Source organism: Duganella sp. BJB1802 (assembly GCF_013369445.1).
Lineage (GTDB): Bacteria > Pseudomonadota > Gammaproteobacteria > Burkholderiales > Burkholderiaceae_D > Rugamonas > Rugamonas vulcania_A.
Map to the genome: position 1 here is coordinate 398,963 of NZ_JABWEF010000003.1, position 24,891 is coordinate 423,853.

Below are 24,891 nucleotides of genomic sequence, written 5' to 3' on the forward strand. Positions count from 1 at the left end.
GATTCCTATCAGTCGCGCAGGCTGCGGCCGGTCAGGTTGAGGAAGATGTTTTCCAGCGAGGTCTTGGCGGTGGCGAAGTGCAGCAGCGTGACGCCCTGCTCCACCAGCCAGGCCAGCGTGGCGGGCGCGTGCGCGGCGTCGGCCAGGCCGATGTCGAGCGCGTTGCCCTCGCCCTGCACACCGGTCACGCCGGGCAGCGCCCGCACGCCCGACAGCAGCGCGGCCGACGGCGCGGTGGACAACTCGGCGCGCAAGGCGGCCTGCGCCGGCAAGCGGCGGTACAGCGCGGCCGGGGTTTCGTCGGCCAGCACCTTGCCGTGGTCGATGATGACGATGTGGTCGGCCAGCCGTTCCACCTCCTCCATGTAGTGGCTGGTGTAGATCAGCGAGCGGCCCTGCGCCTTCAGCGTTTCCAGCGTGTCGAAGATGGCGTTGCGGCTTTGCGGATCGACGCCGACGGTGGGCTCGTCCAGGATCAGCAGTTGCGGATCGTGCAGCAGCGCGGCGGCGATGTTCAGGCGCCGCTTCATGCCGCCGGAATAGGTGGACGGCTTGTCGTGGGCGCGGTCGGCCAGGTTGACCAACGCCAGCGCCTGCTCGCAGCGCTGCTTCAACAGCGCGCCCTTGAGCCCGTACAGCGCGCCGAACAGCTTGAGGTTTTCCAGCGACGACAGGTCCTCGTACAGCGCCAGGTCCTGCGGCACGAAGCCGATCTTGCGCTTGGCCTCGCTGGGCCCCTGGCCGATGGCCTCGCCGTCCATGACGATGCCGCCGCTGTCGCTGCGCAGCAGGCCGCAGATCATGCCGACCGTGGTGGACTTGCCGGCGCCGTTGGGGCCGATCAGGCCGACCGTCTGGCCCTGCAGCACCTGGAACGACACGCCGTCGACCGCCTTGCGCGCGCCATACGATTTTGAGACTTGATTCACGCTGAGTAAAACCGATGCCATACGCCATCCCGTCGTGTATTTTCGATAAGCGGCAAGCATAGCGGTACGATACTTTTATGGCAAGCCCATCGAAGCGGGAGAGTGAACTTTTACGTTTGCGGGCGGCCTAAGAATGAACGTCGCCAGCCGGCGGCATTTTGACTTGTGAGCAAGGAGGCGCATATGGCAACCAATCCAACCGTCAAACGCTGGCAGGATCAGCTGATCCTGCTGCTAGGGCTGTGGTTCTTTATTTCACCGTGGGTGTTTGCATATCCGATACCGTCGATCCAGGCGTGGACCGCGTTCATTTCCGGCGCGGTGGTGGCACTGCTGGCGGCCTTCGATCTGTACAAGACCTACTTCTGGGCTGTGGTGCTGAATTTGCTGGTGGGGATATGGATCGCGGTGTCCCCGTGGGTGCTGCGGATCGCCGACAACCGCGAGCTGATGTGGAACTCGGTGGTGGTGGGCATCGCCGTGGTGGTGCTGGCGCTGTGGGAGATGCAGACCGATCCCGAGCTGCACAAGCACTGGCCGGGCGCGGGCCACGCAACGTGACCCGCCCGCAGGTGGTGAGCTGATGCGGTGGTGCGTTACAGCGCGTAGCGCACCACGTTGTCGCTCCATTCGAAGGCCGACATCTCCAGCTCCACCAGTTCATCGGTGGAGATGGCGAGGTCGTTCAGCGCCGGCATGATCTGGTCGTCCATGTCCTCGATGCGTTCGATGCATTCGGCCAGCTTGAGCAGGTCGCCAAAGAAGCCAGCGCGGTGCAGCAAGGCTTGCGACACCTCGTCGTTGACCGGGATCTGCGCCAGGATCTCGGCCATCGGCATGCCGAACAGCGTGTCCATCAGCGACATGATGCCGACCGTGAAGGCGATATCGGCCACATGGCGGTGGCTGGGGCGCAGCTTGCCGGCCAACAGTTCCAGCAGGCGGCCGCGCGTGGTGGCCAGCATCAGCAGCGGCGTCATGCTGTGGCCGCGCTTGCTCGGTTCGGCGTACAGCATGATCTGCAGCCAGCGCTGCAGCTGGCGGCGGCCCAGTATCGTCACCGCTTGGCTCAGCGAATCGATGCGCTGGCGCGCGCCGACCGCCGGCGTGTTCACCAGGCGCAGCAGGTTCAGCGCCAGCGACACGTCGCGCTTGATGGCGCGCTCGATTTCCTGGTTGTCCGCGTCCGAGGTGACCAGGGTCATCAGCTCCATCACCGCCAGCTGCGACGGCGACAGCTTCTTGCCGCTCATGATGACCGGCTTGGAGAAGTAATAGCCCTGGAAGTAGTCGAAGCCCAGGTCCAGGCAGGTCTTGAATTCGTCGCGGGTCTCGACCTTTTCCGCCACCAGCTTCTTCTGGTCCTGCTGGAAGCGCGGGGCCAGCCTGGCCAGCGTGGACGGCGGCAGCGCGCGCATGTCCATCTTCACATATTCGGTCAGCGGCAGCAGCGCGGCCATGTTGGCGCCGTCGCCGCTGAAGTCGTCCAGCGCGAAGCGGAAGCCGTGGCCGGCCAGGTCCGTCATGCGCGCCAGCACCTGCGGCGTCAGCGGCATGCTCTCGGCCACTTCCAGCACCACTTTTTCGCGCGGCAGGAAGGAAAAGATGTCGGTCATCAGCACGTCAGCATCCACATTGACGAAGCCGAGCGCGTCGCCGATGGTCTTTTCCATGCCCAGCTGCGAGGCGTGCGCAATCACCGCGGCCGTGGCCGACAATTCATTGGTGATGTGCGCCGGGCCGACCGGGGCGTTGCGGAAAAGCAACTCATAGCCGAACACGGTCTGATTGCGGTCCAGGATGGGCTGGCGCCCCAGATAGAACTCGCGCACGCGCAGGCTCCGGGGGCCGGTATCGTGTAGGGTAAGATCGATCATCGCTTCTGTCAGTACAAAACATGGGGCTGATATTTCGCCGTACTAATATTCTGACAGCAATATCTAGCCCTGTCTTGGATAATTTGGCTCAGCTTTCGGCCTGCGGAACGCCGTCGATGAACAGTTTCAGCTCGCCGGCGGCGAAGGCCGTCCACCGCTCGTTGGTGGTCAGGGGCTGGGTGACGATGATGGCCACGCGGTCGTTGGGCGTGGTCACCTGCGAGAAATCGACGCTGACATCCTCGTCCGACAGCCTGGCCGTGTCGAACGGATATTGGCGCACCAGGTAGTACAAATTGGTCGAGCAGTGGGCGAACAGTTCGCCGCCGGACGACAGCAGCATGTTGAAGGTGCCGTAGCCGGCGATCTCGCGCGTCATGTCGGCCAGCGCGGCGCGCAGCTCGGCCAGCGGCGGGCGTTGCTCGCCGAAGCGGGCGCGCAGATGCTGCAAAATGTAGCAGAAGGCCAGCTCGCTGTCGGTGCTGCCGACCGGGCGGTAAGCGCCGTTGAGCACGGGCGCGAACTCCTTCAGGTCGCCGTTGTGGGCGAACACCCAGTACTGGCCCCACAGCTCGCGCACGAAGGGATGGCAGTTCTCCAGCGCCACCTGGCCCTGGGTGGCCTTGCGGATGTGGGCGATGACGTTGGTGGACTTGATCGGATAGCGCTTGATCAGCTCGGCGATGGGCGAGGCGATCGCGGCCTGGTGGTCGACGAAGTGGCGCACGCCGGCGCCCTCGAAAAAGGCGATGCCCCAGCCGTCGTGGTGGGTATCGGTCTGGCCGCCGCGCATGGCGAAGCCGGTAAAGCTGAACACAATGTCGGTCGGGACATTGCAGTTCATTCCTAGAAGTTGGCACATGGTCGGGTTCTCTGTTGTTACAGCAGAACCATACCATGCGCCGTCCGCTTTGCTTAGTGCAGCAGCACCGGCTGGCTCATGAGCTCATCGTAACTGCCCAGGAATTCATCGATTTCCGCCATGGTCGGCTCGCCCGCGATCAACTCGTTGACGTCGCGGCGGAAATGCTGCGCCAGGATGCCGTTGATGAAGATCTCGCGCTTGCCGCCTTTGTCGACTATCTCGTAGCCGCCGAAACGCAGCGCGTCCAGCGTACGGTCCGCGCCGAATTCGACAACACTATATTGCTCGCTGTTATAGATGAGGTTCATGTTGCTTCCTTTCACAAGGGGGCGTAACACTACTCGGTTGCGCCTTCAGTACCGAAATGGGGCTGAAAGCGGACGATTCAAGGCCAAATCAAGGCCGATCAGCGGGCGGGGCTTAGGCCGCGATGTCGGATTGCAAATCCAGCAAGTCACCGTAGGGCGCCTCGGACAACCAGGAACGCAGCAGTTCGAGGTGCTCGGCGGATGCCAGGCTGATGTAGAGCCGCGCGGGTGGATGGCGCAGCACACGATTCAATGTTACTCGCAAAATGAGATTGCCGCTGCAATGAAGGCAGCCGGGGGCGATACGCAACACTTGCGGCGCGGGATCGTAGGGAATGGGATCGTCGAAGGCCAGCGCCGAACCGCCGTCGGCCAGACCTTCCAGGATGGCGACGCAGGACACGCCCGTTTCCAGGCGCGCCGCGATGGCCGCTTCGCGCTCGGTGGCGCGGGAGCCCGTCACCAGCCAGGTCGGCACCGGCGCCCGCTTGACTGGGGCTGCGCCGGTGGACATGGGTCCGGTCACGGGCTCAGGCGCCCTTTTTTGCGAGTTTGCCCGGCTCCACGCCCAATTGCTTGAGCTTGCGATACAGGTGGGTGCGTTCCAGGCCGGTCTTCTCGGCCACGCGCGTCATGCTGCCGCCCTCGCGGCCCAGGTGATGCTCGAAGTACATGCGTTCGAAGGCGTCGCGCGCCTCGCGCAGCGGCAGGTCGAACGACAGGTTGAACATGTGGTTGTCGGCGCCGGCCACGGTGGCGCCGCCGCGCACGGAGATCGCCGCCGCCGGGTTGGGCTGGTTGAAGCCCTGCGCCTCCTCGGGCTGGGCCGCCGCCACCGGGCGCGGCGCCAAGGCCGGCGCGCGCACGGTTTCCTGCGCGCGGGTCAGGCCCTGCTGGACCGCCTTGAGCAGCTTTTGCAGCGCGATCGGCTTCTCCAGGAAATTGAGCGCGCCGATGCGGGTCGCCTCGACTGCCGTATCGATAGTCGCATGGCCCGACATCATGATCACCGGCATGGTCAGCAAGCCGTCGCGCTGCCATTCCTTGAGCAAGGTGACGCCGTCGGTATCCGGCATCCAGATATCGAGCAGCACCAGGTCGGGCGCGCCGCCGGCCCGCGCCTCGCGCGCCTGCTGGGCGTTTTCCGCCAGTTGTATCGCATGTCCCTCGTCGCTCAAGATTTCCGAGAGCAACTCGCGGATACCCATTTCATCGTCCACTACCAGAATATTTGCCATCTTCCCTTGCCTTCCTCATTTCGCCGGCTCATGGCCGGCAATGATTTTTTTAATCAGTGCTACTCAGATATTGTGCGGCGTCGGTGCTAACTTTAACAGCAAAATCAATACCGATGCGCCACTTCTATCGACATGGTTCTGGATATCGATCCGTCCCCCGTGTTCATCGATAATTTTCTTCACCATCGCCAGCCCCAGGCCGGTGCCCTTGGCCTTGGAGGTGATGTACGGCTCGAACGCCCGCGCCAGGATCTTGGGCGCGAAGCCCGGGCCGTTGTCGGAGATCGCCAGCCGCACCGCCGTGCGCGTGGTGCCGTCCGCGCCCTGATAATGAATGGCTTCGCTGATCACGTCAATGCGCGCTTGCGGCGAACCGGCCGGCAGCTCGGCCATCGCGTCCTGGGCGTTCTGCAGCAGGTTGTGGATCACCTGGCGCAGCTGGGTGGCGTCGCCCATCACCAGCGGCAGGCCGGGCGTCAGCTGCGGATGGATCATGTCGTCGCCCTCGCCGCGCAGGTACAGGTGCAGGATCTCCTCGACCAGCGCGTTCAGGTCCAGCGGCTCCAGCACCGCCGGCGGGGTGCGCGCGTAGTCGCGGAAATCGTCGACCATGCGCTTCATCGCCGCCACCTGGTTGACGATGGTGGCCGTGCCCTTGTTGAGCAATTCATTGTCGGCGGCCGACAGCTTGCCGTCCAACTTCATCTGCAAACGCTCGGCCGACAGCTGGATCGGCGTCAGCGGATTCTTGATCTCGTGCGCTAATCGGCGCGCCACCTCGCCCCAGGCGATCGAGCGCTGCGCCGAGATCACGTCCGAGATATCGTCGAACACCACCAGGTAGCCGCTGCCGCCGCCCTCGACCGGCAGGCGCGAGCCGCGCGTGAGCAGGGTCAGGTCGTTGTCGTCCAGGCTGGCCGAGCGGCGCGGCACCTCGATCTGGCGCTGCCAGTGCATGCGCTGCAGGTTGCGTCCGGCCGCCGACTGCGCGCTCTGCGCCGCGAACCCCGCCACGATGGCGCCGCCGAATTCCTGCAGGCCCTCGATCTCGTCGAGCTTCTGGCCGATCATCGTCACGCCGGCCTGCTGCAGGATGCGCTCGACCGAGTCGTTGCAGCTGATCAGGTGGAACTCGTGGTCCAGCACCATCACGCCGGCCGACATATTGGCCAGCACCGATTCCAGGTGGGCCTTGGCCTGCTGCAGCGCGGCGCGGTTGCGCTCGACCGCGCTGCGGGCGTCCGACAGCTGGCGCGTCATGGTGTTGAACGATTGCGTCAGCGTGCCCAGCTCGTCCGAGGTGGCCACGATGGGGCGCGGCGACAGGTCGCCCTCGGCCACCGCGCGCGTGCCCTCGGCCAGCAGCAGCAGCGGCTGCGCCAGGTCGCTGGCGATCAGGAAGGCGCTGGCGATGGCGCCGAACACCGCCAGCAGCAGGGTCAAGGTCAAGGTCACGATGTACATCTTGCGCAGGCCCACGCGCGCCACGAAGCGTTCCTTGTAGTCCGAATAGGCGCTGCGGATGGTCTCGCCGTCGGCGGCCAGCTGGGCCGGCGCCAGCTGGATCAGTTGCAGGTAGCGCGGCGCCAGGTGCGTGCCGTTGGCCTGCACCCGGTCCGGGATGGCCATCACCACCCGCAGCCGCAGCTGGGTGGCGTTGTCCTGCGGACTGGCCGGCGCGTTGATCAGGTTGCTGCGCAGCTCGCTGCCGCCCTCGGGCGCGCCGTAGCCGTCGCCGTCCTTGGCCTTGGCCATCATCTCGCGGGTCGGCAGGTCGGCGCTGAGGTTGCCGCTGCGGCTGGCGCGGGCGCTGATGATCAGGCCGCCGTCGCCGTCGACGATGATGGCGTTCTGCATGCCGCCGTGCTCCTTGACCAGGCCGGCCAGGGCGGCGCGCTCGGTGCCGTAGGGCTGCTCGGACAGCTGCTGCACGGTCTGGCTGGCGGTGGCCGTGAGCTCCTTGAGCGCCGCGTCCAGGCCCGCGCGGCTGAGGTTGATGCCGGACTCCAGCGCCTCCTCGACCGGCACGTTGAACCACGAATCGATCGAATGCGAGACGAACTGCACCGAGACCAGGAAGATCACCAGCCCCGGCAGCACGCCGATGGCGGCGAACAGCAGCACCAGCCGCGTCATCAGCTTGGAGCCGAACTTGCCGCTCTTATAGCGGCCGTAAAGCCGGAACAGCGACACCACCACCAGCAGCAGCAGCGCGCCGGCCACCGCCGCGTTCAGGCCCAGCAGCCAGGCGTAGTAGCGGTCGAAGAAGCCGGAGTTGTCGGAGGCCGAAGCGAGCAGGAACAGCAGGATACTGACGATGGCGCCGCCGACGACGGAAAAGTACCGCAAGGCAGTGCTCACTTACTCCGCCTTGTACTGGAAGATTTTCTTGTCGGACGCCAGGCGCCATTCACTGCTGTTGAGCGCCGTGACCTTGAGCGGCTTGGACACATAGTTCGGGTCCAGGCCCATGCTCAGCTTGACGTTGTAGGTCTTGCCCACCTCCAGCTGGCCGCGCTGCGCCACCAGCCAGCGGTTGGGGCTGCGGATCAGGAACAGCGCGTCGTCCAGCGACGAGAAGGTCTGGCGCACGTTGCCGTCCACCGTCACGTGGTACTGGCGGGTCAGCACGTTGTACGACAGGCTGATGGTCTGGCGCTTGACGATGGCTTGCGCGTCGAACCAGTACCAGCGCGGCCGCGTGAACTCGATCTCGGTGGTGAAGTACAAGGTCACGCCGTACTGCAGCGTGTCCTCCATGTCGTGGGTCAGCTCGAAACCATAGCGGCCGTTGAGGCGGTAGCCGTCGTCGCTGGCCTCGATCTGCCAGCGGCGGATTTCCACGCCTTCCGCGGCCGCCGTCTGCGGCAGCAGGCAGGCCATCATCAGCAGCAGGGGTCCGATCAGGAGGCGGAAAAATCGTGATGTCACGTGGGGGCCGGTGCTCAAAAGGTCCGTCGGTAGCAAAGAGGCGCCTAAGTCGGCAACTAAACAGGCAAAACGGTTACGCATTTTTCTGGAACAGCGCGTAGAACAAGCCATCGTGATCCTGCCCTGTGCCACCGGCGGGGAGCAACTGGCCCGGCGCGTCGAGCCGCACAGCCTGGTTGCGTACTGCGAACGCGGCTGCCTGCGCCTCGGATTCCTGCGGCCACAAGGAACATGTCACGAATAGCAATTTACCACCCGGTGCCAGCATCTGCCAAAGGTTGTCGAGGATTTTGGACGAAAGTGTTGCAAGTTGGAGCGTGTCGCCCTTGCGGCGCAGCCAGCGGATATCCGGGTGGCGGCGCACGATGCCGGACGCGGTGCACGGCACGTCGGCCAGGATGCGGTCGAAGGGAACGCCGTCCCACCAGCCGGCGCTCTGGGCGTCGGCGGTGCGCAGCGTGGCCTGCTGGCCGAGGCGCTCGAGGTTCTCGCCGACCCGCGCCAGGCGCTTGGGATCGGCGTCCAGCGCGGTCACGCGGGCGTCGGCCAGCTCCAGGATGTGGCAGGTCTTGCCGCCGGGCGCGGCGCAGGCGTCCAGCACCCGCATGCCGTCCTGGACATCGAGCAGCGGCGCGGCCAGCTGGGCGCCGGCGTCCTGCACCGACACCACGCCGTCGGCGAAGCCGGGGATCAAGGTCACGCCGACCGGCTTGGCCAGACGCACCGCGTACGGGCCGATCCGGGTGGCCGCCATGCCGGCCGCGTCCAGCGTGGCCAGGTATTGTTCCATCGTGGTCTTGCGGGCGTTGATGCGCAAAGTGAGTGGCGGCGCGCTGTTGCCGGTCGCCAGCACACCCTGCCAGTCCTGCGGCCAGGCCGCCTTGGCCGCGTCGATCCACCACTGCGGGTAGTTCCACTTGGCCACCGGCTGCAGCAGCGCGGACTCCAGCAGCGCCTTGCGCTCGCGCAGGAAGCGGCGCAGCACGGCGTTGACCATGCCCTTGGCGCGCGCCGTGTCCGGGTGGGCGTCGGCCGCCGTCACGGTCTGGTCGACCACGGTGAATTCCTCGTAGGGCTGGACCTCGTCCGGCGCCGTCATCAGCGCCAGCGCGCAGGCCAGCAGGGCCGCCACCAGCGGCTCGGGCGCCTTGGGCGCCATCAGGCCGATCAGCGCCTCGCTCTGGCCCAGCTGGCGCATGCAGCGGTAGGCGATGTCCTGCATCGCGCCGCGCGCCTGCGGGCTGGCGTCGCCCTTGGCCCAGACCTGGGCCAGCGCCTGTGGCAGGTTGGTGCCGGTGCGGACCTGGGCCACGGCCTGGGCCGCGCCGATCAGGCTATAGGCCAGCGAATCGGGCTTGAGGCCGGTCTGGAAGCTGGTTTGCAGCGCCGGTTTCAGGTCGCGCGCATGGCTGGCGCGCAGCTTGGGCGCTGCCGCCTTGGCGGGGGACTTCAAAGAGAGCGTCGGGCGCTTGTTCATATGCTAATTCCAGGTCTGGCGTGCGGGCGTGATCGCGCAGTATACAGCAGTGCATATGACAAGGGGATGAAGCTGATTGTAACGCTTGTAACGATCGCGTCCCGCTGCGGTGACCCGGCTGCGGCAAACCAGTATAATTACCGCTGTTTGGCCGGTGCCAGCGCGCCGGCCGTTTTCGCTTTCGGATGTTTTTACACACGCGGTTCAGCCGCCACTTTGCTCATGCTCGCCCAACAAAAACAAGATATCACCGCCCTGTTCCAGGCCGCCCTCGCACCCATCCTGGCCGGCACCGAAGTCGCCGCCAACGTCGTGCTGGAGCGCCCGCGCGACCCGTCGCATGGTGACGTGGCCTGCAACATCGCCATGCAACTGGCCAAGCAGCTGAAAATGAACCCGCGCGAACTGGCCGCCAAGGTGGTCGACGCGCTGCTGGCCAATCCGGCCGGCAAGGGCCTGGTGGAATCGGCGGACATCGCCGGCCCGGGCTTCATCAACCTGCGCGTGAGCGCCGCCGCCAAGCAGGCCGTGGTCAAGACCGTGCTGGAGCAAGGCGCCGCCTTCGGCACCGCCGATGCCGGCAAGGGCAAGAGCGTCATCATCGAATTCGTCTCCGCCAACCCGACCGGCCCGCTGCACGTGGGCCACGGCCGCCAGGCGGCGCTGGGCGACGCGCTGTCGTCGCTGTTCGGCTCCCAGGGCTACGCGGTCACCCGCGAGTTCTACTACAACGACGCCGGCGTGCAGATCCAGACCCTGGCCAACTCGGTGCAGGCGCGCCTGCGCGGCTACAAGCCGGGCGACGCCCAATGGCCCGAATCGGCCTACAACGGCGACTACATCGCCGACATCGCCGAAGACTTCAAGCTCAAGAAAACCGTGTCGGCCTCGGACGGCTCGCCGGCCACCGCCTCGGGCGACGTCGAAGACATCGAATCGATCCGCCACTTCGCCGTGACCTACCTGCGCAACGAGCAGGACATCGACCTGCAGGCCTTCGGCGTCAAGTTCGACAACTACTATCTCGAATCGTCGCTGTACGCCGATGGCAAGGTCGACGCGGCCGTCGACATGCTCAACAAGTCCGGCAAAACCTACGAGGAAGAAGGCGCGCTGTGGCTGCGCACCGAGGACTACGGCGACGACAAGAACCGCGTGATGCGCAAGAAGGACGGCACCTACACCTACTTCGTGCCGGACGTGGCCTACCACATCGTCAAGTTCCAGCGCGGTTTCACCCAGGCGATCAACGTCCAGGGTTCGGACCACCACGGCACCATCGCCCGCGTGCGCGCCGGCCTGCAGGCGGTCAACGTCGGCATCCCGCAGGGCTACCCCGACTACGTGCTGCACAAGATGGTCACCGTGATGAAGGGCGGCGAAGAGGTCAAGATCTCCAAGCGCGCCGGCTCCTACGTGACCGTGCGCGACCTGATCGAATGGTCGGGCGGCGGCGACATCGAAAAAGGCCGCGACGCCGTGCGCTTCTTCCTCATCTCGCGCAAGGCCGACACCGAATTCGTGTTCGACGTCGACGTCGCGCTGAAAACCTCGGACGAGAATCCGGTGTATTACGTGCAGTACGCCCACGCGCGCATCTGCCGCATGCTGGAGCAGTGGACCGGCGACGAAGCCTCGCTGGCCAACGTCGACCTGTCGCCGCTGACCGCGCCGACCGAGGCGACGCTGCTGGCCACCCTGGCCGCCTACCCTGAAACGCTGGCGCGCGCGCAGGCGGAACTGGGCCCGCACCAGATCGCGTTCTACCTGCGCGACCTGGCCGCCAACCTGCACAGCTTCTACTTCGCCGAGCGCGTGCTGGTGGACGACGAGGCGCTGAAGGCGGCCCGTATCGCGCTGATGGTCGCCACCCGCCAGGTGCTGCGCAACGGCCTGGCGCTGATCGGCGTCTCCGCTCCCAACAAAATGTAATTGCGAAGGACATCCCGCACAATGAATTTCCGCTCCCGCCTTACCCCACGTTCGCGCCAGCACGGCAACACCATCATCGGCATCGTCATCGGCCTGATCATCGGCCTGGCGATCGCCGTCGTCGTCGCCCTGGTGATCAACAAGGGCGCGACGCCTTTCACCGACAAGGGGCGTAGCAGCAAGGCGGTGGAACCGACCGCGGGACAGGCCGCCGATCCGAACAAGCCTATGTACGGCAACAAGGACGCGGTGCGCGAAGCGGCCAAGGACTTTGCCAAGGACACGCCGAAGGAGCCGCCTAAAGCGCCGCCTCCGGCCGATCCGCTGCAGGCGGTGGTCGACAAGATCCAGGGCACGCCCGCGCCGGCCGCTCCGGCTCCGGCCGAGAAGCCGAAGGCCGCCGCCGTCACCCCAGGCGCGACCAACGTGGCGCCGACGCCGGCCAAGCCGGCGACCGCCGCCGCGGCCGACAACGGCGACGACAAATTCATCTACTACCTGCAGGCCGGCGCCTTCCGCGAGATCGCCGACGCCGAGAGCGCCCGCGCCAAGCTGGCCTTGCTGGGCTTCGAGGCCAACGTCTCCGACCGCGCCACCGACACCGGCGTGCTGCATCGCGTGCGCCTCGGCCCCTTCAACCAGGTCGAAACGATGAACAAGGTTCGTAGCAAGTTGTCCGAAAACGGCGTCGACGTCGCAGTCGTGCGCAATCAAAAATAAGCCAGGAGTATCCAGATGCGATTCATGAAATTCGTTGTTGGTGCATTGATGTTGAGCGTAGCTGCCCTGTCGTCGGCCTCCCCGGCCGCACCGAAGAACGGCGTCGAATTCAAGACGCTGGCCACGCCGCAGCCGGTCGACAGCGGCAAGAAGGTCGAAGTGATCGAGTTCTTCGACTACGCCTGCCCGCACTGCTTCGCCTTCGATCCGACGCTGTCGGCGTGGGTCAAGAAACAGGGCGACAACATCGTCTTCAAGCGCGTGCACATCTCGCGCAGCGGCGCCGACCTGCCGCAGGAGAAAATGTTCTTCACGCTCAGCGCCATGGGTCTGCTGAACGACGCCATGAACACCAAGATCTTCACCGAGATGCACGTCAACCACAACCGCATGAACCGCGATGAGATGGCGTTCGACTTCGCGGCCAAGCAGGGCGTGGACCGCCAGAAGTTCATCGAGACCTATCGCGGCCTGGGCGTGGGTGGCAGCGTGCGCCGCTCGGCATCGATGATGGATGCCTACGGCATCGATTCGTGGCCGATGATCGCCATCGACGGCAAGTACGTCACCTCGCCGACCATGGCCAATGAAGGCTCCAAGTCCGCCACCAACGAGGCCGAGCTGCACGCGCAGGCCGTGCAGGTGATGGACTTCCTGGTCGCCAAGGCGAAAGCGGAAAAGAAATAAACATGAACAAGCAAGGCGCCGGGCCGGAGCGGGTCTTCATCACCGGCGCCTCAAGCGGCCTGGGTGCGGCCCTCGCCGCCGAATATGCCGCGCAAGGCGCCACACTGGGCCTGCTGGCCCGCCGCAGCGAGATGCTGGACCAGCTCATCGCCACCCTCCCCAACCCTGAACGCCACCGCGCCTACGCGGTCGATGTGCGCGACCACGCCGCCATCGCCGCCGCCGCGCAAGCCTTCATGGCGCACGCCGGCGGCATCGACGTGGTGATCGCCAACGCCGGCATCTCGGTCGGCACGCTCACCGAGTTCGCCGAAGACATCCCCGTGTTCGAAGCCGTCATCGCCACCAATGTGGTGGCCACCGCCGCCACCTTCGCGCCCTTCATCCCGGCCATGAAAACACAAGGCACGCCGGCACGCCTGGTCGGCATCGGCAGCGTGGCAGGCATACGCGGCCTGCCCGGCGCCGAAGCGTACAGCGCCTCCAAGGCGGCGGTGATCAGCTACTGCGAATCGCTGCGGCTGGAGCTCAAGCCCCACGGCATCCGCGTCGTCACCATCTGCCCCGGCTACATCGACACGCCGATGACGCAGGTGAATCCCTACCCGATGCCCTTCCTGATGGCGCCCGACAAATTCGCCGCCAAGGCCGCGCGCACCATCGCCGCCGGCAGCAGCTACAAGGTGATCCCGTGGCAGATGGGCATCGTCGCCAAGGTGCTGCGCATGCTGCCGAATCCACTGTACGACCTGGCCTTCGCCAAGGCGCCGCACAAGCCACGCAAGGCCGCGCCATGAGCCTCGACGCCGCCGCCATCCACGGCCACTGCGCCACCAGCGCCACGCACGTGGCGATAGAAACCGTCGCCGAAACCGGCTCCACCAACGCCGACCTGCTGGCCCGCGTCGACACGCTGGCCGGCCCCGTGCTGCGCATCGCCGACAACCAGACGGCGGGCCGTGGCCGCGCGGGCCGCAGTTGGCTGTCCGCGCCCGGCGCCGCGCTGATGTTCTCGCTGGCCTGGCGCTTCAAGGGACCGCTACACCGGATGTCCGGCCTGCCGATGGCGGTCGGCGTCGCGCTGGCCGAGACCATCGCCTCGCTGGGCGTGCCGGTGCGGATCAAATGGCCCAACGACCTGCTGCGCGACGGTAAAAAACTGGCCGGCATCCTGGTCGAGACCCAAACCTCGCGCCACGACGGCGCCATCTGGGCCGTGATCGGCGTCGGCATCAACCTGGTCATGCCGGACGAGCTGGAGGCGCAGATCGGCCGCGAAGTGGCCGCCGCGCCATGGCTGGCCAAGATGGACCGCAACCAGCTGATGGCCGCGCTGCTCAGCCGCCTGGCCGCCGTGCTGGCCGAATTCGACGACACCGGCTTCGCCCCCTTCGCCGAGCGCTGGAACGCGCTGGACGCGTGGAGCGGCCAGGACGTGGTCATCCTCGACAACGGCAAAGTGCTGCAGCAGGGCCGCGCCGCCGGCGTCGACGCCATCGGCCGCCTGATGCTCGACACCGAGCAAGGCCGCGCCGAAGTGCTGTCCGGCGACGTCTCGCTGCGCTTATCCTCTACTATCGGACTATCATGATTCTACTGATCGACGCCGGCAACACCCGCGTCAAATGGGCGCTGGCCGAATTGGGCACGGCGCCCGGCACATGGATCGCCCACGGCGCCGTCATGCACGCCGACCTGCAGCAGCTGGAACTGCACCTGAGCGAAGCGGTGGCCGACCGAGGCGTCGACCGAATCGTCATCGCCAACGTGGCCGGCGGCGCCCTGCGCGTGCAGCTGGAGTACGTGCTGCAGCGGACCTTCCCCGCCATGATCCTGCCGGAGCACGCCATCGAATGGTTTGCCTCCTTGCCGGCGCTGGCCGGCGTGACCAACGGCTACCGCAATCCCGCGCAGCTGGGGTGCGACCGCTTCGCCGCCGCCATCGCCGGCCACACGCTGGCGGCCGGGCGCGAAGTCATCGTCGCCAACTGCGGCACCGCCACCACCATCGACGCCATCACGGCCGACGGCATGTTCCTGGGCGGGATGATCCTGCCGGGACTGGGCCTGATGGCCAGTTCGCTGGCGCGCAACACGGCGCAGTTGCCGCAAATTGCGCAAGACGGTAAGCTGCCGGACGGATTCGCCGACAATACCGACGACGCCATCCTGAGCGGCTGCCTGGCCGCGCAGAGCGGCGCCATCGAGCATGCGTACGCACGGCATGGCGCGAGCGAGTGCATCATCTCCGGCGGCGCGGCGCCGTATATCGCGCCGATGCTGAAGGTGCCTTACCGTATCGTCGAGAACATCGTGTTAATCGGTTTGCATGCTGCCGCCGGCAGCGCCGAATAAGCTCGCAAGGGAAGCTCCGTGCTGAAATTTATTTTCTGGTCGCTGGTCGCCATCAATGCCGCGCTGTTCGCGTACGGCAAAGGTTATCTCGGCCATTTCAGCGGCAACGAGCGCGAGCCGGAGCGCATGCTCAACCAACTCAACGCCGGCAAGCTGGCCATCATCTCCGCCGAAAAAGCCAACGACGCCTCGGCCGCGACGGCCGCCGCGGCCAGCGCCGCCGCCAGCGCCAAGCCGGCGCCCGAGGTGCTGGCCTGCGTGGAAATCGGCAGCTTCGTGCTGGCCGACGCGCGCCGTTTCGAAACCCAGCTCGCGCCGCTGAACCTGGGCGACCGCCAGTCGCGCCACAACCTGCCGGGCAGCGAGGTATCGAGCTATATCGTTTATATGCCGCCGCAGGGCAGCAAGGAAGGCGCCGACAAGAAGGCCGCCGAGCTGCGCGCGCTGGGCGTGACCAACTACTTCATCATGAACGACAACTCGCCGCTGCGCTGGGGGATTTCGCTGGGCGTGTTCAAGACCGAGGGCGCGGCGCAGAACCAGCTGGCGGCGCTGATGAAGCAAGGCGTACGCACCGCGCGCGTGGCGCCGCGCATGAGCGGCAGCAAGCTGCTGGCCTTCCAGTTCCGCGACGTGGACACGGAACTGAAGACCAAGCTGGAACAACTGCGCTCCGGCTACCCGAACGCGCAAAGCCACGCCTGCAAATAAGGTCAGCGGCGCAGCATGGCGACGACGTTCTGGCCTTTGGCGTTGTAGGCGTCCCGGCGCCGCTTGAGAAAATCGGGTAGCTCAGCGTCGGCCGCCAGCTCAAAACCGGCGGCGGCATAAAATTTCACCAAGTGCGCGTAGGGCAGGCAGAACGCCTGCCGCCGGTCCAGAAAAGGCAGGCAAGCCGCCAGCAATCGTGCGCCGATGCCCTGCCTTTGAAACGCGCTTCGGATCTGCATTCCGCGCAGGACCGTGACTCCCTCTTCGGTGCACAGGCGCACCGCGCCGACAAGTTCCCCGTGAACTTTCGCCATGATGACGGTATCGGCAGGATCGATGGCGGCGCCATACCCCGCGTCTGCGTACAGGTTCGCGACATCCCCGAGGTCCAACTGGGCGGCTTCAAAAATCTCTATCAAAATTCACCTTCAATAATCTGCGTGTGCGCCTGGCGTTAGTGGAATTCCAGTCTGGCCAGCGGACTTAGGGGACTATTGATGCTGCACTTGGTCCCCCAAGACCGCCTACAGCGGCCGGCCCAGTAACTTCTCCACCTGGGCGCGTTCCCATTGGCCGTTGAAGTATTTATCGAAGACGAAAACTGTCAGCGTATGGGCCAGAAGGCCGAGTCCCCAGAACAAAGTCAATCCGATGAACCAGATTTTTCCGGGGGTCGTTAAAAGGTTAACCGCGATGCACCCGAGATTCACCACCAGATACATCAGCAGGTGCAAATAATAGTCGCGGATACGCCTTGCCCTTTTAAAGGCGATGCGTTCCTGGGTGGTTTGGGCGTTGATGCCGTCGTCTGTCATGATTACGTCCTTGGTAAGGGTTGAGAAATCAACTTCAAAGACCGCAGCGATAGACTTTAGCGACTCCACACTGCCAGGATGACCAGACTCGATCCGTTGAACGGTACGAGAGCTTAAACCGCTGGCATCCGCCAGCTGTTGTTGCGACCAACCTCGTTTGAGGCGCATTTTTTGAATCGACATAAATATCTCCTTCTGCGGAGCCGCCAGTATGATCATTGGATTTCAACCTGCAACGACAGGAGCACGACAACGGCACGACACCGCCATGACAGCGCCTTTCGCCGACTTCCCCATTTGCTCGTACACCGCGTCGAGGTGTTCCGCCATGCCATCCGTATCCTTAACCAGTCGGGGGTGATTAAATGCCGCGGCGGGAAGCTTAGCATTTCGTCCCGGCGAAAAGTACACGGATTATCACCACCTGGCGCTTTGCCGGAGGCCGATACGATCAGGACGCACCATCGGATAATCTGGCAAACTATCGGCTATTGCCTTCACGTTTATACATATGGAACAATTCATCGTCCTGATCTTCCCCGTGTTTTTCCTGCTGATCGTGGCGGAATTCGCGTATGGGTGGGCGAAACGGCGCAACACGTATCGCCTCAACGATGCGCTGAGCAGCCTCAGTCAAGGCTTGATCAGCCAACTCGTCGCGGTGCTCACGCAGCTGTTTCAGATCGGCCTCTATGCCTGGGTGTTCGACAAGGTCCGTCTGGTGTCGCTCACGGAATTTTGGCCGGCGTGGTACGGCTGGATCGCCGCCGTCGTGCTGTTCGACTTCTGCGACTACTGGCTGCACCGCATGGGCCACGAGTGCGCCGTCATGTGGGCCGCGCACCAGGTCCACCATCAAAGCCAGGACTTCAATTTCTCCACCGCGCTGCGGCAGGAAAGCTCGGTGATCTTCATCGGCTGGGCGTTCTACCTGCCGATGGCGCTGCTGGGCGTGCCGCCGGAGCAGTTCGCGGTGGCCGGCCTGATCGTGCTGCTGTATCAGTTCTGGATACACACCGAACATATCGGAAAACTCGGCTGGTTCGACCGCGTGTTTTCCTCGCCGTCCAACCATCGCGTGCATCACGCGGTGAACGACCAATACCTCGACAAGAATTATGGCGGCATGCTGGTCATCTGGGACCGCATGTTCGGCACCTTCGCCGAGGAGCGGGAGCCGTGCGTGTACGGCACCCGCAGTCCGTTGAACAGCTGGGATCCCGCCTGGGCCATCGTGTCGGAATACTGGGTCTTGCTGAACCTGTCCCGGCAGGCGGAGCGTTGGTCCGACAAAGTGAAGATCTGGTTGAAGCATCCGGGCTGGCGTCCGGCGAACCTCGCACTGCCAGCCAAGCCGTTCGACCTGGAAGCCGCCAGGCAAAGCTACGACCCGCCGCTGACGGCGCGAAAGCGCTGCGTAGCGGCGGCGCAGTTCGGCCTGTGCGTGACGGCCGCCGCCGCGTGCCTGTGGCATTCGGCGGCGCTGTCCTACGCGCGTTCCGCGCTGGCGATTACGGCGGCGATGGGAGGCTTCTGGGCGCTGGGCGCGTACATGCAAGGACGCTTGTCGGCCGCCTACATGCTGGCCGTCGATCTGGTCGAGGTGGCGACAACGGCCGCCGTATTGTGGCCGGTCCTGTGATTAGCTCAGCGCTGGACGACGATGGGCTTGAGGTGCAACGCTGACGGCAGGCCTTGCGCCGCCTGGAGCGCTTCCTGGCGGGTCGCGAACGGGCCGGTGAATAGGCGGTACACGGCGCCACCCTGCATCACTTCCAGTCCATTCAATCCCTTGCCGGACAATTTTCCGCGCACCGCTTCCGCGTTCTCGGCGCGCGAGTAGGCGCCCAGTTGCAGGTAGAAGCCACCCTTGGCGGCGCTGGAGGCCAGCGTTTCGGCATCGGCCGGAGCGCGGTCGGTCAGCATCAGCGCCGCCGCATCGGAGGATGCCGCTGCCGGCATGGCCTTCGGCGCCAGCACCAGCGGCTCGCCGCTCAAGGTTGTCGATGGCGTCAGCAACAGCGGGCCGCCACCCAGGCCACCCGACGACGCCGGCCGCGACGACGATTGCGACTGCAGGCGCGGCGACACCGTGCCCGAAACGCCGGCGCGCGTGGCCAGCATGCGGTCCACCTCATCCGGCAGGATGCGTTCGATCTGGAGTTCGTGGCTGCCCTTGCCCAGCAAGCCCAGTTTGAGCGCCGCCGTGTACGACACGTCGATGGCGCGGTTGGCATGGAACGGCCCGCGGTCGTTGATGCGAACGACAACCACCGCACCGCTCACCAGGTTCGTCAACCGCGCGTAGGAAGGAATTGGCAGTGTCGGATGCGCGGCCGTCATCTTGTACATGTCGTAGATTTCGCCGGACGAGGTGCGCTGGCCGTGGAACTTCTTGCCGTACCAGCTGCCGATGCCGATCTGCGTGAACGGCTGGTTGCCGGTGATCGGCGTATAGGTCTTGCCGAAGACGACGTAGGGGCGGTTTGAGTACGGCAGCAGCGGATCGTTGCGCACATCGGCGTCCGGCACATCGGCCAGGTTGGCTGGCGGGGCGTCGCCGGGACCGTCGTCCTGGTAGTAGCCGCCACGTCCCGAATTCGCTGGCGGCAGCGCCGGCAGTCCGCTATCGGGCTTGGCGTTGGAGGGCGCCTTGATCACCGGCTTGGATGTACGGGGCGTCTTGGACAGCGTGCCGGTATCGGTGACCGTCGGCGCAGTGCCGCAGCCGACCAGCGCCAGCATGGCCAGCGTGGTGCAGACATTCAAAATACGGCTACGGGTCATACGCATCACTTCATCCTTACGGTTTTTTACGCGCCGGCGGCACTGGCTGCACGGTCGGCGGTGCGGCTGCCGGAGCAGGCGCGGTTGGTGCCGCTGGTGCAGGCGGTGTCGCTGGCGCCGCCGGCGCGCGCCGTTCGAATTCGGCGGCCGCGGCCTGCTCTTCCAGCGTCTGCCCTTCGACCGGCAGCACCGTCTCGGCGTCTTCCTTCGGCACCTTGGTGGTGTCTTTTTCAGCAGGGCGCTTGCCCAGCAGGTAGTAGTCCAGCGCCTTGCGGGCGATCGGCGCCGCTTCCGCGCCGCCCTTGCCGGCGTTTTCCACCACCAGCGCCAGCACGATGCGCGGCTTGTCCGCCGGAGCGAACGCCGTGAACAGCGCGTTGTCGCGCAGGCGCTCGGCCAGCCTGGCGGCGTTGTACTTCTCGCCCGAGCGGATCGTGATCACCTGCGCGGTGCCGGTCTTGCCGCCCACCGTGTAGCCTGCGCCGGCGAAGGCGCGCACGCCGGTGCCCCCCGCTTCCGTGGTCACGCCGACCATGGCATTCTTGACAAAATCAATATTCTCCTGCTTCAGCGGAATCCGATAGCTTTCCTTTGGCACCGTCAGCTTGCGGCTGCGCGTCGTGCTGTCTTCCACAATCTTGACCAGATGCGGCTTCATCACCACGCCGTTATTGGCCAGGTTGGCCACCGCGTGCGCGATCTGCAAAGGCGTGTAGGCGTTGTAGCCGGAACCGTTGCTGACCGAGATGGTATCACCACCCACCCACTTCCCTGCCGCACCCTTGAACCGCTTGCGCTTCCACTCCTGCGACGGCAGCACCCCGGTCTTTTCGTTTTCCAGGTCGATGCCGGTCTGCTGGCCGAAGCCAAAGGGCTTCATGAAATCGCTGATGGCGTCGATGCCCATGTCGTGGCCCAGCGCGTAGTAGTAGGTATTGCAGGAGACGACGATGGACTTGTGCATGTCGACCGCGCCGTGGCCGCCGACCACGTCGTCGCGGAACTGGTGGCCGCCGAGGTTATAGAAACCCGGATCGTAGGTCACCTGGCTCGGCGTGCGCTTGCCCAGTTCCAGCGCGGCCAGCGCCATGAAGGGCTTGAAGGTGGAACCCGGCGCGTAGGTGCCGGACAGCGGACGGTTCACCATCGGCCGGTCCAGCGAGGTATTGAGGTCGTTCCAGCTTTGCGCGTCGATGCCGTCGACGAACAGGTTCGGATCGTAGCCGGGCCGCGACACGTAGGCCAGGATGTCGCCGGTGGACGGCTCGATCGCCACCAGCGCGCCGCGCCGCTCGCCGAAGGCTTCCTCCACCACTTTCTGCAGCTCGATGTCGATCGACAGGATCAGGTTACTGCCCGCCACCGCCGCCGTGCGCGACAAGGTGCGGATGGCGCGGCCGCCCGCAGATACCTCCACTTCCTCGTAGCCGGTGGTGCCGTGCAGCTGCTTCTCGTAGCTCTTCTCCAGGCCTTCCTTGCCGATATGGTCGGTGCCCTTGTAGTTGGCGGCATCGTCGGCGTCCGCGATGGCCTCGGCCTCTGCGCGGCTGACGCGGCCGATAAAGCCGATCACGTGGGACGCCGTCTCGCCCAGCGGGTACTGGCGGAACAGGCGCGCCTGCACCTCCACGCCGGGGAAGCGGAAGCGCTGCGCCGAAAAGCGCGCCACTTCCTCGTCGGTCAGGCGGGTGCGCAGCGGCACACCCTCGAAGCCCTTGGATTCCTCCAGCAGCTTCTTGAAGCGCTTGCGGTCCTTGACCTCGATCTCGACCAGCTTGGACAGCTCGTCGATGGTCTCGTCCAGCGTCGCCGTCAGCTTGGACGGAGTGATCTCCAGTGTGAAGGCCGAGTAGTTGCGCGCCAGGACCACGCCGTTGCGGTCCAAAATCAATCCGCGATTGGGCACGATGGGCACGAGAGCGATGCGGTTCTCCTCCGCCTTGACGGCGAAGTCGTCGTGCTTGACCACCTGCAGCCAGATGAAGCGCGCCAGCAGCAGGCCGAAACACAGGAACACCATCGCCCCCAGCACCGTGATGCGGGCGCGGAACTGCTGGAGCTCGCGCTCCGTATCCTTAATCTCCGTCATGCCGCCGCTCCCCAGGCCTGCGGCGCGAGCCGCCCGTCCTGCACGCGCATCAGGTCTGCACCAATTTGCGGTGGCGCTGGATGCTCATCAGGATGCCCGCGCCCAGGCCCAGCGTCAGCAGCGCGGTGCCGCCGTAGCTCATGAACGGCAGCGGCACGCCGACCACCGGCACGATGCCGCTGACCATGCCCATGTTGACGAAGGCGTAGGTAAAGTAAATCATCGTGATGGAGCCGGCCAGCAGGCGGGTAAACAAGTTGGGCGCGTTCCCGGCGATCATCAGGCCACGGCCGATCAGCAGCAGGTACAAGAACATCAGCACCAGGTTGCCGGTCAGGCCGAACTCCTCGGAGAACACGGCGAAGATAAAGTCGGTGGTGCGTTCGGGGATGAATTCAAGGTGGGCCTGCGTGCCGTGGGTCCAGCCCTTGCCGGACACGCCGCCCGAGCCGATGGCGATCATCGACTGGATAATGTGGAAGCCCTTGCCCAGCGGTTCGAGATACGGATCGATCAGCGTCAGCACGCGGTCGCGCTGGTAGTCGTGCATCCCCACGGTCCAGATCACCGGCAGGCTGGCGAGGGCTGTGGCGAACAGCGCGATCAAAGCCCGCCACGCCAGGCCGGCCAGGAAGATCGCGCAGAAGCCGGCGGCCACCACCAGCAAAGCGGTGCCCAGGTCCGGCTGCTTGACGATCAGTGCCACCGGGATCGCCAGCAGCACAGCGGCGATGGCGTAATCCTGCCAGCGCAAATGGCCGGCGCGCTGCTGGAAGAACCACGCCAGCATCAGCGGCATGGCGATCTTCATGAATTCGGACGGCTGGATGTCCACGCCCACGTGCAGCCAGCGCCGCGCGCCCAGCTTGACGGTGCCGAACAGCGCCACGGCCACCAGCAACGCCACCGCGACCACATAGGCCGGCACGGCGATCCGCATCATCATCTGCGGCGTGATATTGGCCACGAACCACATCACCATGAAGGCCAGGAAGATGTTGCGCATCTGGTCCTCCACCTTGCCGGGAATGCCCAAGCCGGCCGAGTACAGCGTCACCAGGCCGACCGACAGCAGCGCGCAGATGATCAGCATCAGCGGCAGGTCGAACACGGTGAAGTACGGGCGAAGGCGGCGCCCCAGGGAGCGCCTTTCGTTGATACGCATGCTGGTCCTTTATTCCTTGTTGCCGGGGGTTTCGGCGCCCGGCTTGTTGTCGTCGCTGACGCCCTGTTCGGCCTGGACGTCCTGGACGGAGCGCAGCTCGGCGTCCTCCTTCGGCACGCGGGTGGTTTCTTTTTCGTTCGGGCGCTTGCCCAGCAGGTAGTAGTCCAGCGCCTTGCGCACAATGGGCGCGGCCACGCCGGCGCCGAAGCCGCCGTTCTCCACCACCACCGCGATGGCGATGCGCGGCTTGTCGGCAGGGGCGAAGGCGGTGTAGAGCGCGTTGTCGCGCAGGCGTTCGGCGATCAGGTTGGCGTTGTACTTCTCGTTCTTCTTGATCGCCACCAGCTGCGCGGTACCGGTCTTGCCGCCCGAGGTGTAGCCGGCGCCGACGAACGCGCGCGCCGCGGTGCCGCCGGTGGTCACGCCCACCATGGCGTTCTTGATGATGTCGATGTGCTCCTGCTTGAGCGGGATGCGGTAGCTTTCCTTGGGCACCGTCAGCTTGCGCGCGCGGGTGACGCTGTCCTCGATGATCTTCACCAGGTGCGGCTTCATCACGATGCCATTGTTGGCCAGGTTGGAGACCGCGTGCGCCATCTGCAAAGGCGTGTAGCTGTTAAAGCCGTTGCCGATGGCGATGGAGATGGTGTCGCCGCCGACCCACTTCTGCGCGGCCGGATTCTTCTTGAAACGGTTGCGCTTCCATTCCTTGGACGGCAGCACGCCCTGCTTCTCGTGTTCCAGGTCGATGCCGGTCAGCTGGCCGAAGCCGAACGGTTTCATGAAGTCGGTGATGGCGTCGATGCCCATGTCGTTGCCGAGCATGTAGTAGTAGGTGTCGCAGGATTCGACGATGGACTTGTACATGTCGACCGTGCCGTGGCCGCCCGGTTTATCGTCGCGGAACTTGTGGCCGCCCAGCGTGAACGAGCCCGGATCGAAGATGGTCTGGCCCGGCGTGCGCTTGCCCAGCTCCAGCGCGGCCAGCGCCATGAAGGGCTTGAAGGTGGACCCCGGCGGATAGGTGCCCGACAGCGGACGGTTCACCATCGGCTTGTCCAGCGAGGTATTGAGGTCGTTCCAGCTTTGTGTATCGATGCCGTCGACGAACAGGTTGGGATCGTAGCCGGGCCGCGACACGTAGGCCAGGATGTCGCCCGTTTCCGGTTCGATGGCGACCAGCGCCCCGCGCCATTCGCCGAAGGCTTCCTCGATCACCTTCTGCAGCTCGATGTCGATCGACAGTATCAGGTTGCTGCCCGGCTTGGCGGGCGTGCGCGACAAGGTGCGGACGGCGCGCCCGCCCGCCGACTTCTCCACTTCCTCGTAGCCGCTGACGCCGTGCAGCTGCTTCTCGTAGCTCTTCTCCAGGCCTTCCTTGCCGATATGGTCGGTGCCGTTGTAGTTGGCGGCGTCCTCGCCGTCGGCGATGGCCTTGGCCTCCGAGGTGTTGATGCGGCCGATGTAGCCGATCACGTGCGAGGCGATCTCGCCCAGCGGGTACTGGCGGAACAGGCGCGCCTGCACCTCCACGCCGGGGAAGCGGAAACGCTGCGCCGAGAAGCGCGCCACTTCCTCGTCGGTCAGGCGGGTGCGCAGCGGCACGCTCTCGAAGCCCTTGGATTCCTCCAGCAGCTTTTTGAAGCGCTTGCGGTCCTTGGGCTCCACCGTGATCAGCTTGGACAGCTCGTCGATGGTTTCGTCCAGCGTGGCGCTCAGCTTGGACGGCGTGATCTCCAGCGTGAAGGCCGAGTAGTTGCGCGCCAGGACCACGCCGTTGCGGTCCAAAATCAGCCCGCGATTGGGCTCGATGGGGACGAGGGCGATGCGGTTCCCTTCGGCCTGGGCGACGTAGTCGCTATGCTTGTAGACCTGCAGCCAGACGAAGCGCACCAGCAGCGCGGCGAAGCAGAAGAACACCAGCGCGCCCAGCACCGTCAGGCGCAGGCGAAACTGGTGCAGCTCGCGTTGGTTGTCCTTGAGTTCAGTCATGGTGCTTGGTCGC

The 24,891-nt window shown here is 65.3% G+C and carries 24 protein-coding genes; 9 read left to right on the forward strand and 15 right to left on the reverse strand.

Annotation, left to right across the window (positions count from 1 at the left end):
* Window positions 1-8 precede the first annotated feature (8 nt).
* Window positions 9-950, reverse strand: coding sequence for an ABC transporter ATP-binding protein (locus HUX88_RS07265; RefSeq protein WP_176361313.1), 942 nt, complete (start codon window positions 948-950; stop codon window positions 9-11).
* A 162-nt stretch (window positions 951-1,112) separates the two neighbouring features.
* Between HUX88_RS07265 and HUX88_RS07270 the strand changes: the two genes are divergently transcribed.
* Window positions 1,113-1,490, forward strand: coding sequence for an SPW repeat protein (locus tag HUX88_RS07270; protein ID WP_117013319.1), 378 nt, complete (start codon window positions 1,113-1,115; stop codon window positions 1,488-1,490).
* Between the two features lie 35 nt (window positions 1,491-1,525).
* Here the strand turns inward: HUX88_RS07270 and HUX88_RS07275 are convergent, their stop codons facing one another.
* The 8 genes from HUX88_RS07275 to rsmB all read right to left on the reverse strand — a co-directional run bounded on the left by HUX88_RS07275 (window position 1,526) and on the right by rsmB (window position 9,625).
* On the reverse strand, window positions 1,526-2,806 hold the full coding sequence (locus HUX88_RS07275) for an EAL and HDOD domain-containing protein (RefSeq protein ID WP_117012849.1): 1,281 nt from the start codon (window positions 2,804-2,806) through the stop codon (window positions 1,526-1,528).
* An 88-nt stretch (window positions 2,807-2,894) separates the two neighbouring features.
* Window positions 2,895-3,668: a class II glutamine amidotransferase gene (locus HUX88_RS07280; RefSeq protein WP_117012848.1), complete on the reverse strand. Its 774-nt coding sequence runs from the start codon at window positions 3,666-3,668 to the stop codon at window positions 2,895-2,897.
* Between the two features lie 53 nt (window positions 3,669-3,721).
* Window positions 3,722-3,979, reverse strand: coding sequence for a DUF3567 domain-containing protein (locus HUX88_RS07285; RefSeq protein ID WP_117012847.1), 258 nt, complete (start codon window positions 3,977-3,979; stop codon window positions 3,722-3,724).
* A 112-nt stretch (window positions 3,980-4,091) separates the two neighbouring features.
* Entirely contained in the window at window positions 4,092-4,505 is a 414-nt protein-coding gene (locus HUX88_RS07290) for a GTPase (RefSeq protein WP_117012846.1), read from the reverse strand.
* Between the two features lie 4 nt (window positions 4,506-4,509).
* Window positions 4,510-5,217 (reverse strand): response regulator, encoded by a 708-nt coding sequence (locus tag HUX88_RS07295; RefSeq protein ID WP_117012845.1) that lies wholly within the window; start codon window positions 5,215-5,217, stop codon window positions 4,510-4,512.
* Window positions 5,218-5,280: 63 nt separating this feature from the next.
* A complete protein-coding gene (locus HUX88_RS07300) occupies window positions 5,281-7,578 on the reverse strand; it encodes an ATP-binding protein (RefSeq protein ID WP_176361314.1) in 2,298 nt (765 codons plus the stop codon).
* Window positions 7,579-8,229: a DUF4390 domain-containing protein gene (locus HUX88_RS07305; RefSeq protein ID WP_176361315.1), complete on the reverse strand. Its 651-nt coding sequence runs from the start codon at window positions 8,227-8,229 to the stop codon at window positions 7,579-7,581.
* Window positions 8,222-9,625: a 16S rRNA (cytosine(967)-C(5))-methyltransferase RsmB gene (rsmB, locus tag HUX88_RS07310; RefSeq protein ID WP_176361316.1), complete on the reverse strand. Its 1,404-nt coding sequence runs from the start codon at window positions 9,623-9,625 to the stop codon at window positions 8,222-8,224. The genes HUX88_RS07305 and rsmB overlap by 8 nt, the downstream gene beginning before the upstream one ends.
* Before the next feature lie 222 nt (window positions 9,626-9,847).
* On the opposite strand from rsmB, the gene argS reads away from it, so the two are divergent.
* The 7 genes from argS to HUX88_RS07345 are packed head-to-tail and all read left to right on the forward strand — an operon-like array spanning window position 9,848 to window position 16,030.
* The gene (gene argS / locus HUX88_RS07315; protein ID WP_176361317.1) at window positions 9,848-11,557 is read left to right on the forward strand and encodes an arginine--tRNA ligase; all 1,710 of its coding nucleotides are present in this window, start codon (window positions 9,848-9,850) and stop codon (window positions 11,555-11,557) included.
* Window positions 11,558-11,578: 21 nt separating this feature from the next.
* The gene (locus tag HUX88_RS07320; protein WP_117012840.1) at window positions 11,579-12,277 is read left to right on the forward strand and encodes an SPOR domain-containing protein; all 699 of its coding nucleotides are present in this window, start codon (window positions 11,579-11,581) and stop codon (window positions 12,275-12,277) included.
* A 15-nt stretch (window positions 12,278-12,292) separates the two neighbouring features.
* Window positions 12,293-12,964 carry a thiol:disulfide interchange protein DsbA/DsbL gene (locus tag HUX88_RS07325; RefSeq protein WP_176361318.1) on the forward strand — a complete coding sequence of 224 codons (672 nt, stop codon included), beginning with the start codon at window positions 12,293-12,295 and terminating at the stop codon, window positions 12,962-12,964.
* Window positions 12,965-12,966: 2 nt separating this feature from the next.
* Window positions 12,967-13,761 (forward strand): SDR family oxidoreductase, encoded by a 795-nt coding sequence (locus HUX88_RS07330; RefSeq protein ID WP_176361319.1) that lies wholly within the window; start codon window positions 12,967-12,969, stop codon window positions 13,759-13,761.
* Complete coding sequence (locus HUX88_RS07335; protein ID WP_176361320.1) at window positions 13,758-14,555, forward strand: biotin--[acetyl-CoA-carboxylase] ligase; 798 nt, start codon at window positions 13,758-13,760, stop codon at window positions 14,553-14,555. Before HUX88_RS07330 ends, HUX88_RS07335 begins: the two co-directional genes overlap by 4 nt.
* Window positions 14,552-15,319, forward strand: coding sequence for a type III pantothenate kinase (locus HUX88_RS07340; protein ID WP_117012836.1), 768 nt, complete (start codon window positions 14,552-14,554; stop codon window positions 15,317-15,319). The genes HUX88_RS07335 and HUX88_RS07340 overlap by 4 nt, the downstream gene beginning before the upstream one ends.
* An 18-nt stretch (window positions 15,320-15,337) precedes the next feature.
* Complete coding sequence (locus tag HUX88_RS07345) at window positions 15,338-16,030, forward strand: SPOR domain-containing protein (RefSeq protein ID WP_176361321.1); 693 nt, start codon at window positions 15,338-15,340, stop codon at window positions 16,028-16,030.
* Between the two features lie 2 nt (window positions 16,031-16,032).
* Here HUX88_RS07345 and HUX88_RS07350 read toward each other — a convergent pair whose 3' ends face one another.
* Both HUX88_RS07350 and HUX88_RS07355 read right to left on the reverse strand, forming a co-directional pair.
* Window positions 16,033-16,449: a GNAT family N-acetyltransferase gene (locus HUX88_RS07350; protein WP_176361322.1), complete on the reverse strand. Its 417-nt coding sequence runs from the start codon at window positions 16,447-16,449 to the stop codon at window positions 16,033-16,035.
* A gap of 105 nt (window positions 16,450-16,554) precedes the next feature.
* Window positions 16,555-17,028, reverse strand: coding sequence for a helix-turn-helix domain-containing protein (locus HUX88_RS07355; protein WP_117013318.1), 474 nt, complete (start codon window positions 17,026-17,028; stop codon window positions 16,555-16,557).
* Window positions 17,029-17,356: 328 nt separating this feature from the next.
* Between HUX88_RS07355 and HUX88_RS07360 the strand changes: the two genes are divergently transcribed.
* Entirely contained in the window at window positions 17,357-18,487 is a 1,131-nt protein-coding gene (locus HUX88_RS07360; RefSeq protein WP_176361323.1) for a sterol desaturase family protein, read from the forward strand.
* A 5-nt stretch (window positions 18,488-18,492) separates the two neighbouring features.
* On the opposite strand, the gene HUX88_RS07365 is transcribed toward HUX88_RS07360, so the two are convergent.
* From HUX88_RS07365 to mrdA (HUX88_RS07380), 4 genes are read right to left on the reverse strand one after another with little or no spacing between them, the layout of a single operon-like run.
* A complete protein-coding gene (locus HUX88_RS07365) occupies window positions 18,493-19,638 on the reverse strand; it encodes a septal ring lytic transglycosylase RlpA family protein (protein WP_176361324.1) in 1,146 nt (381 codons plus the stop codon).
* A gap of 10 nt (window positions 19,639-19,648) precedes the next feature.
* Complete coding sequence (gene mrdA, locus HUX88_RS07370) at window positions 19,649-21,721, reverse strand: penicillin-binding protein 2 (protein WP_176361325.1); 2,073 nt, start codon at window positions 21,719-21,721, stop codon at window positions 19,649-19,651.
* A gap of 49 nt (window positions 21,722-21,770) precedes the next feature.
* Entirely contained in the window at window positions 21,771-22,886 is a 1,116-nt protein-coding gene (gene rodA / locus HUX88_RS07375) for a rod shape-determining protein RodA (RefSeq protein ID WP_117012830.1), read from the reverse strand.
* A gap of 9 nt (window positions 22,887-22,895) precedes the next feature.
* A complete protein-coding gene (mrdA, locus tag HUX88_RS07380) occupies window positions 22,896-24,878 on the reverse strand; it encodes a penicillin-binding protein 2 (protein WP_176361326.1) in 1,983 nt (660 codons plus the stop codon).
* Window positions 24,879-24,891 lie beyond the last annotated feature (13 nt).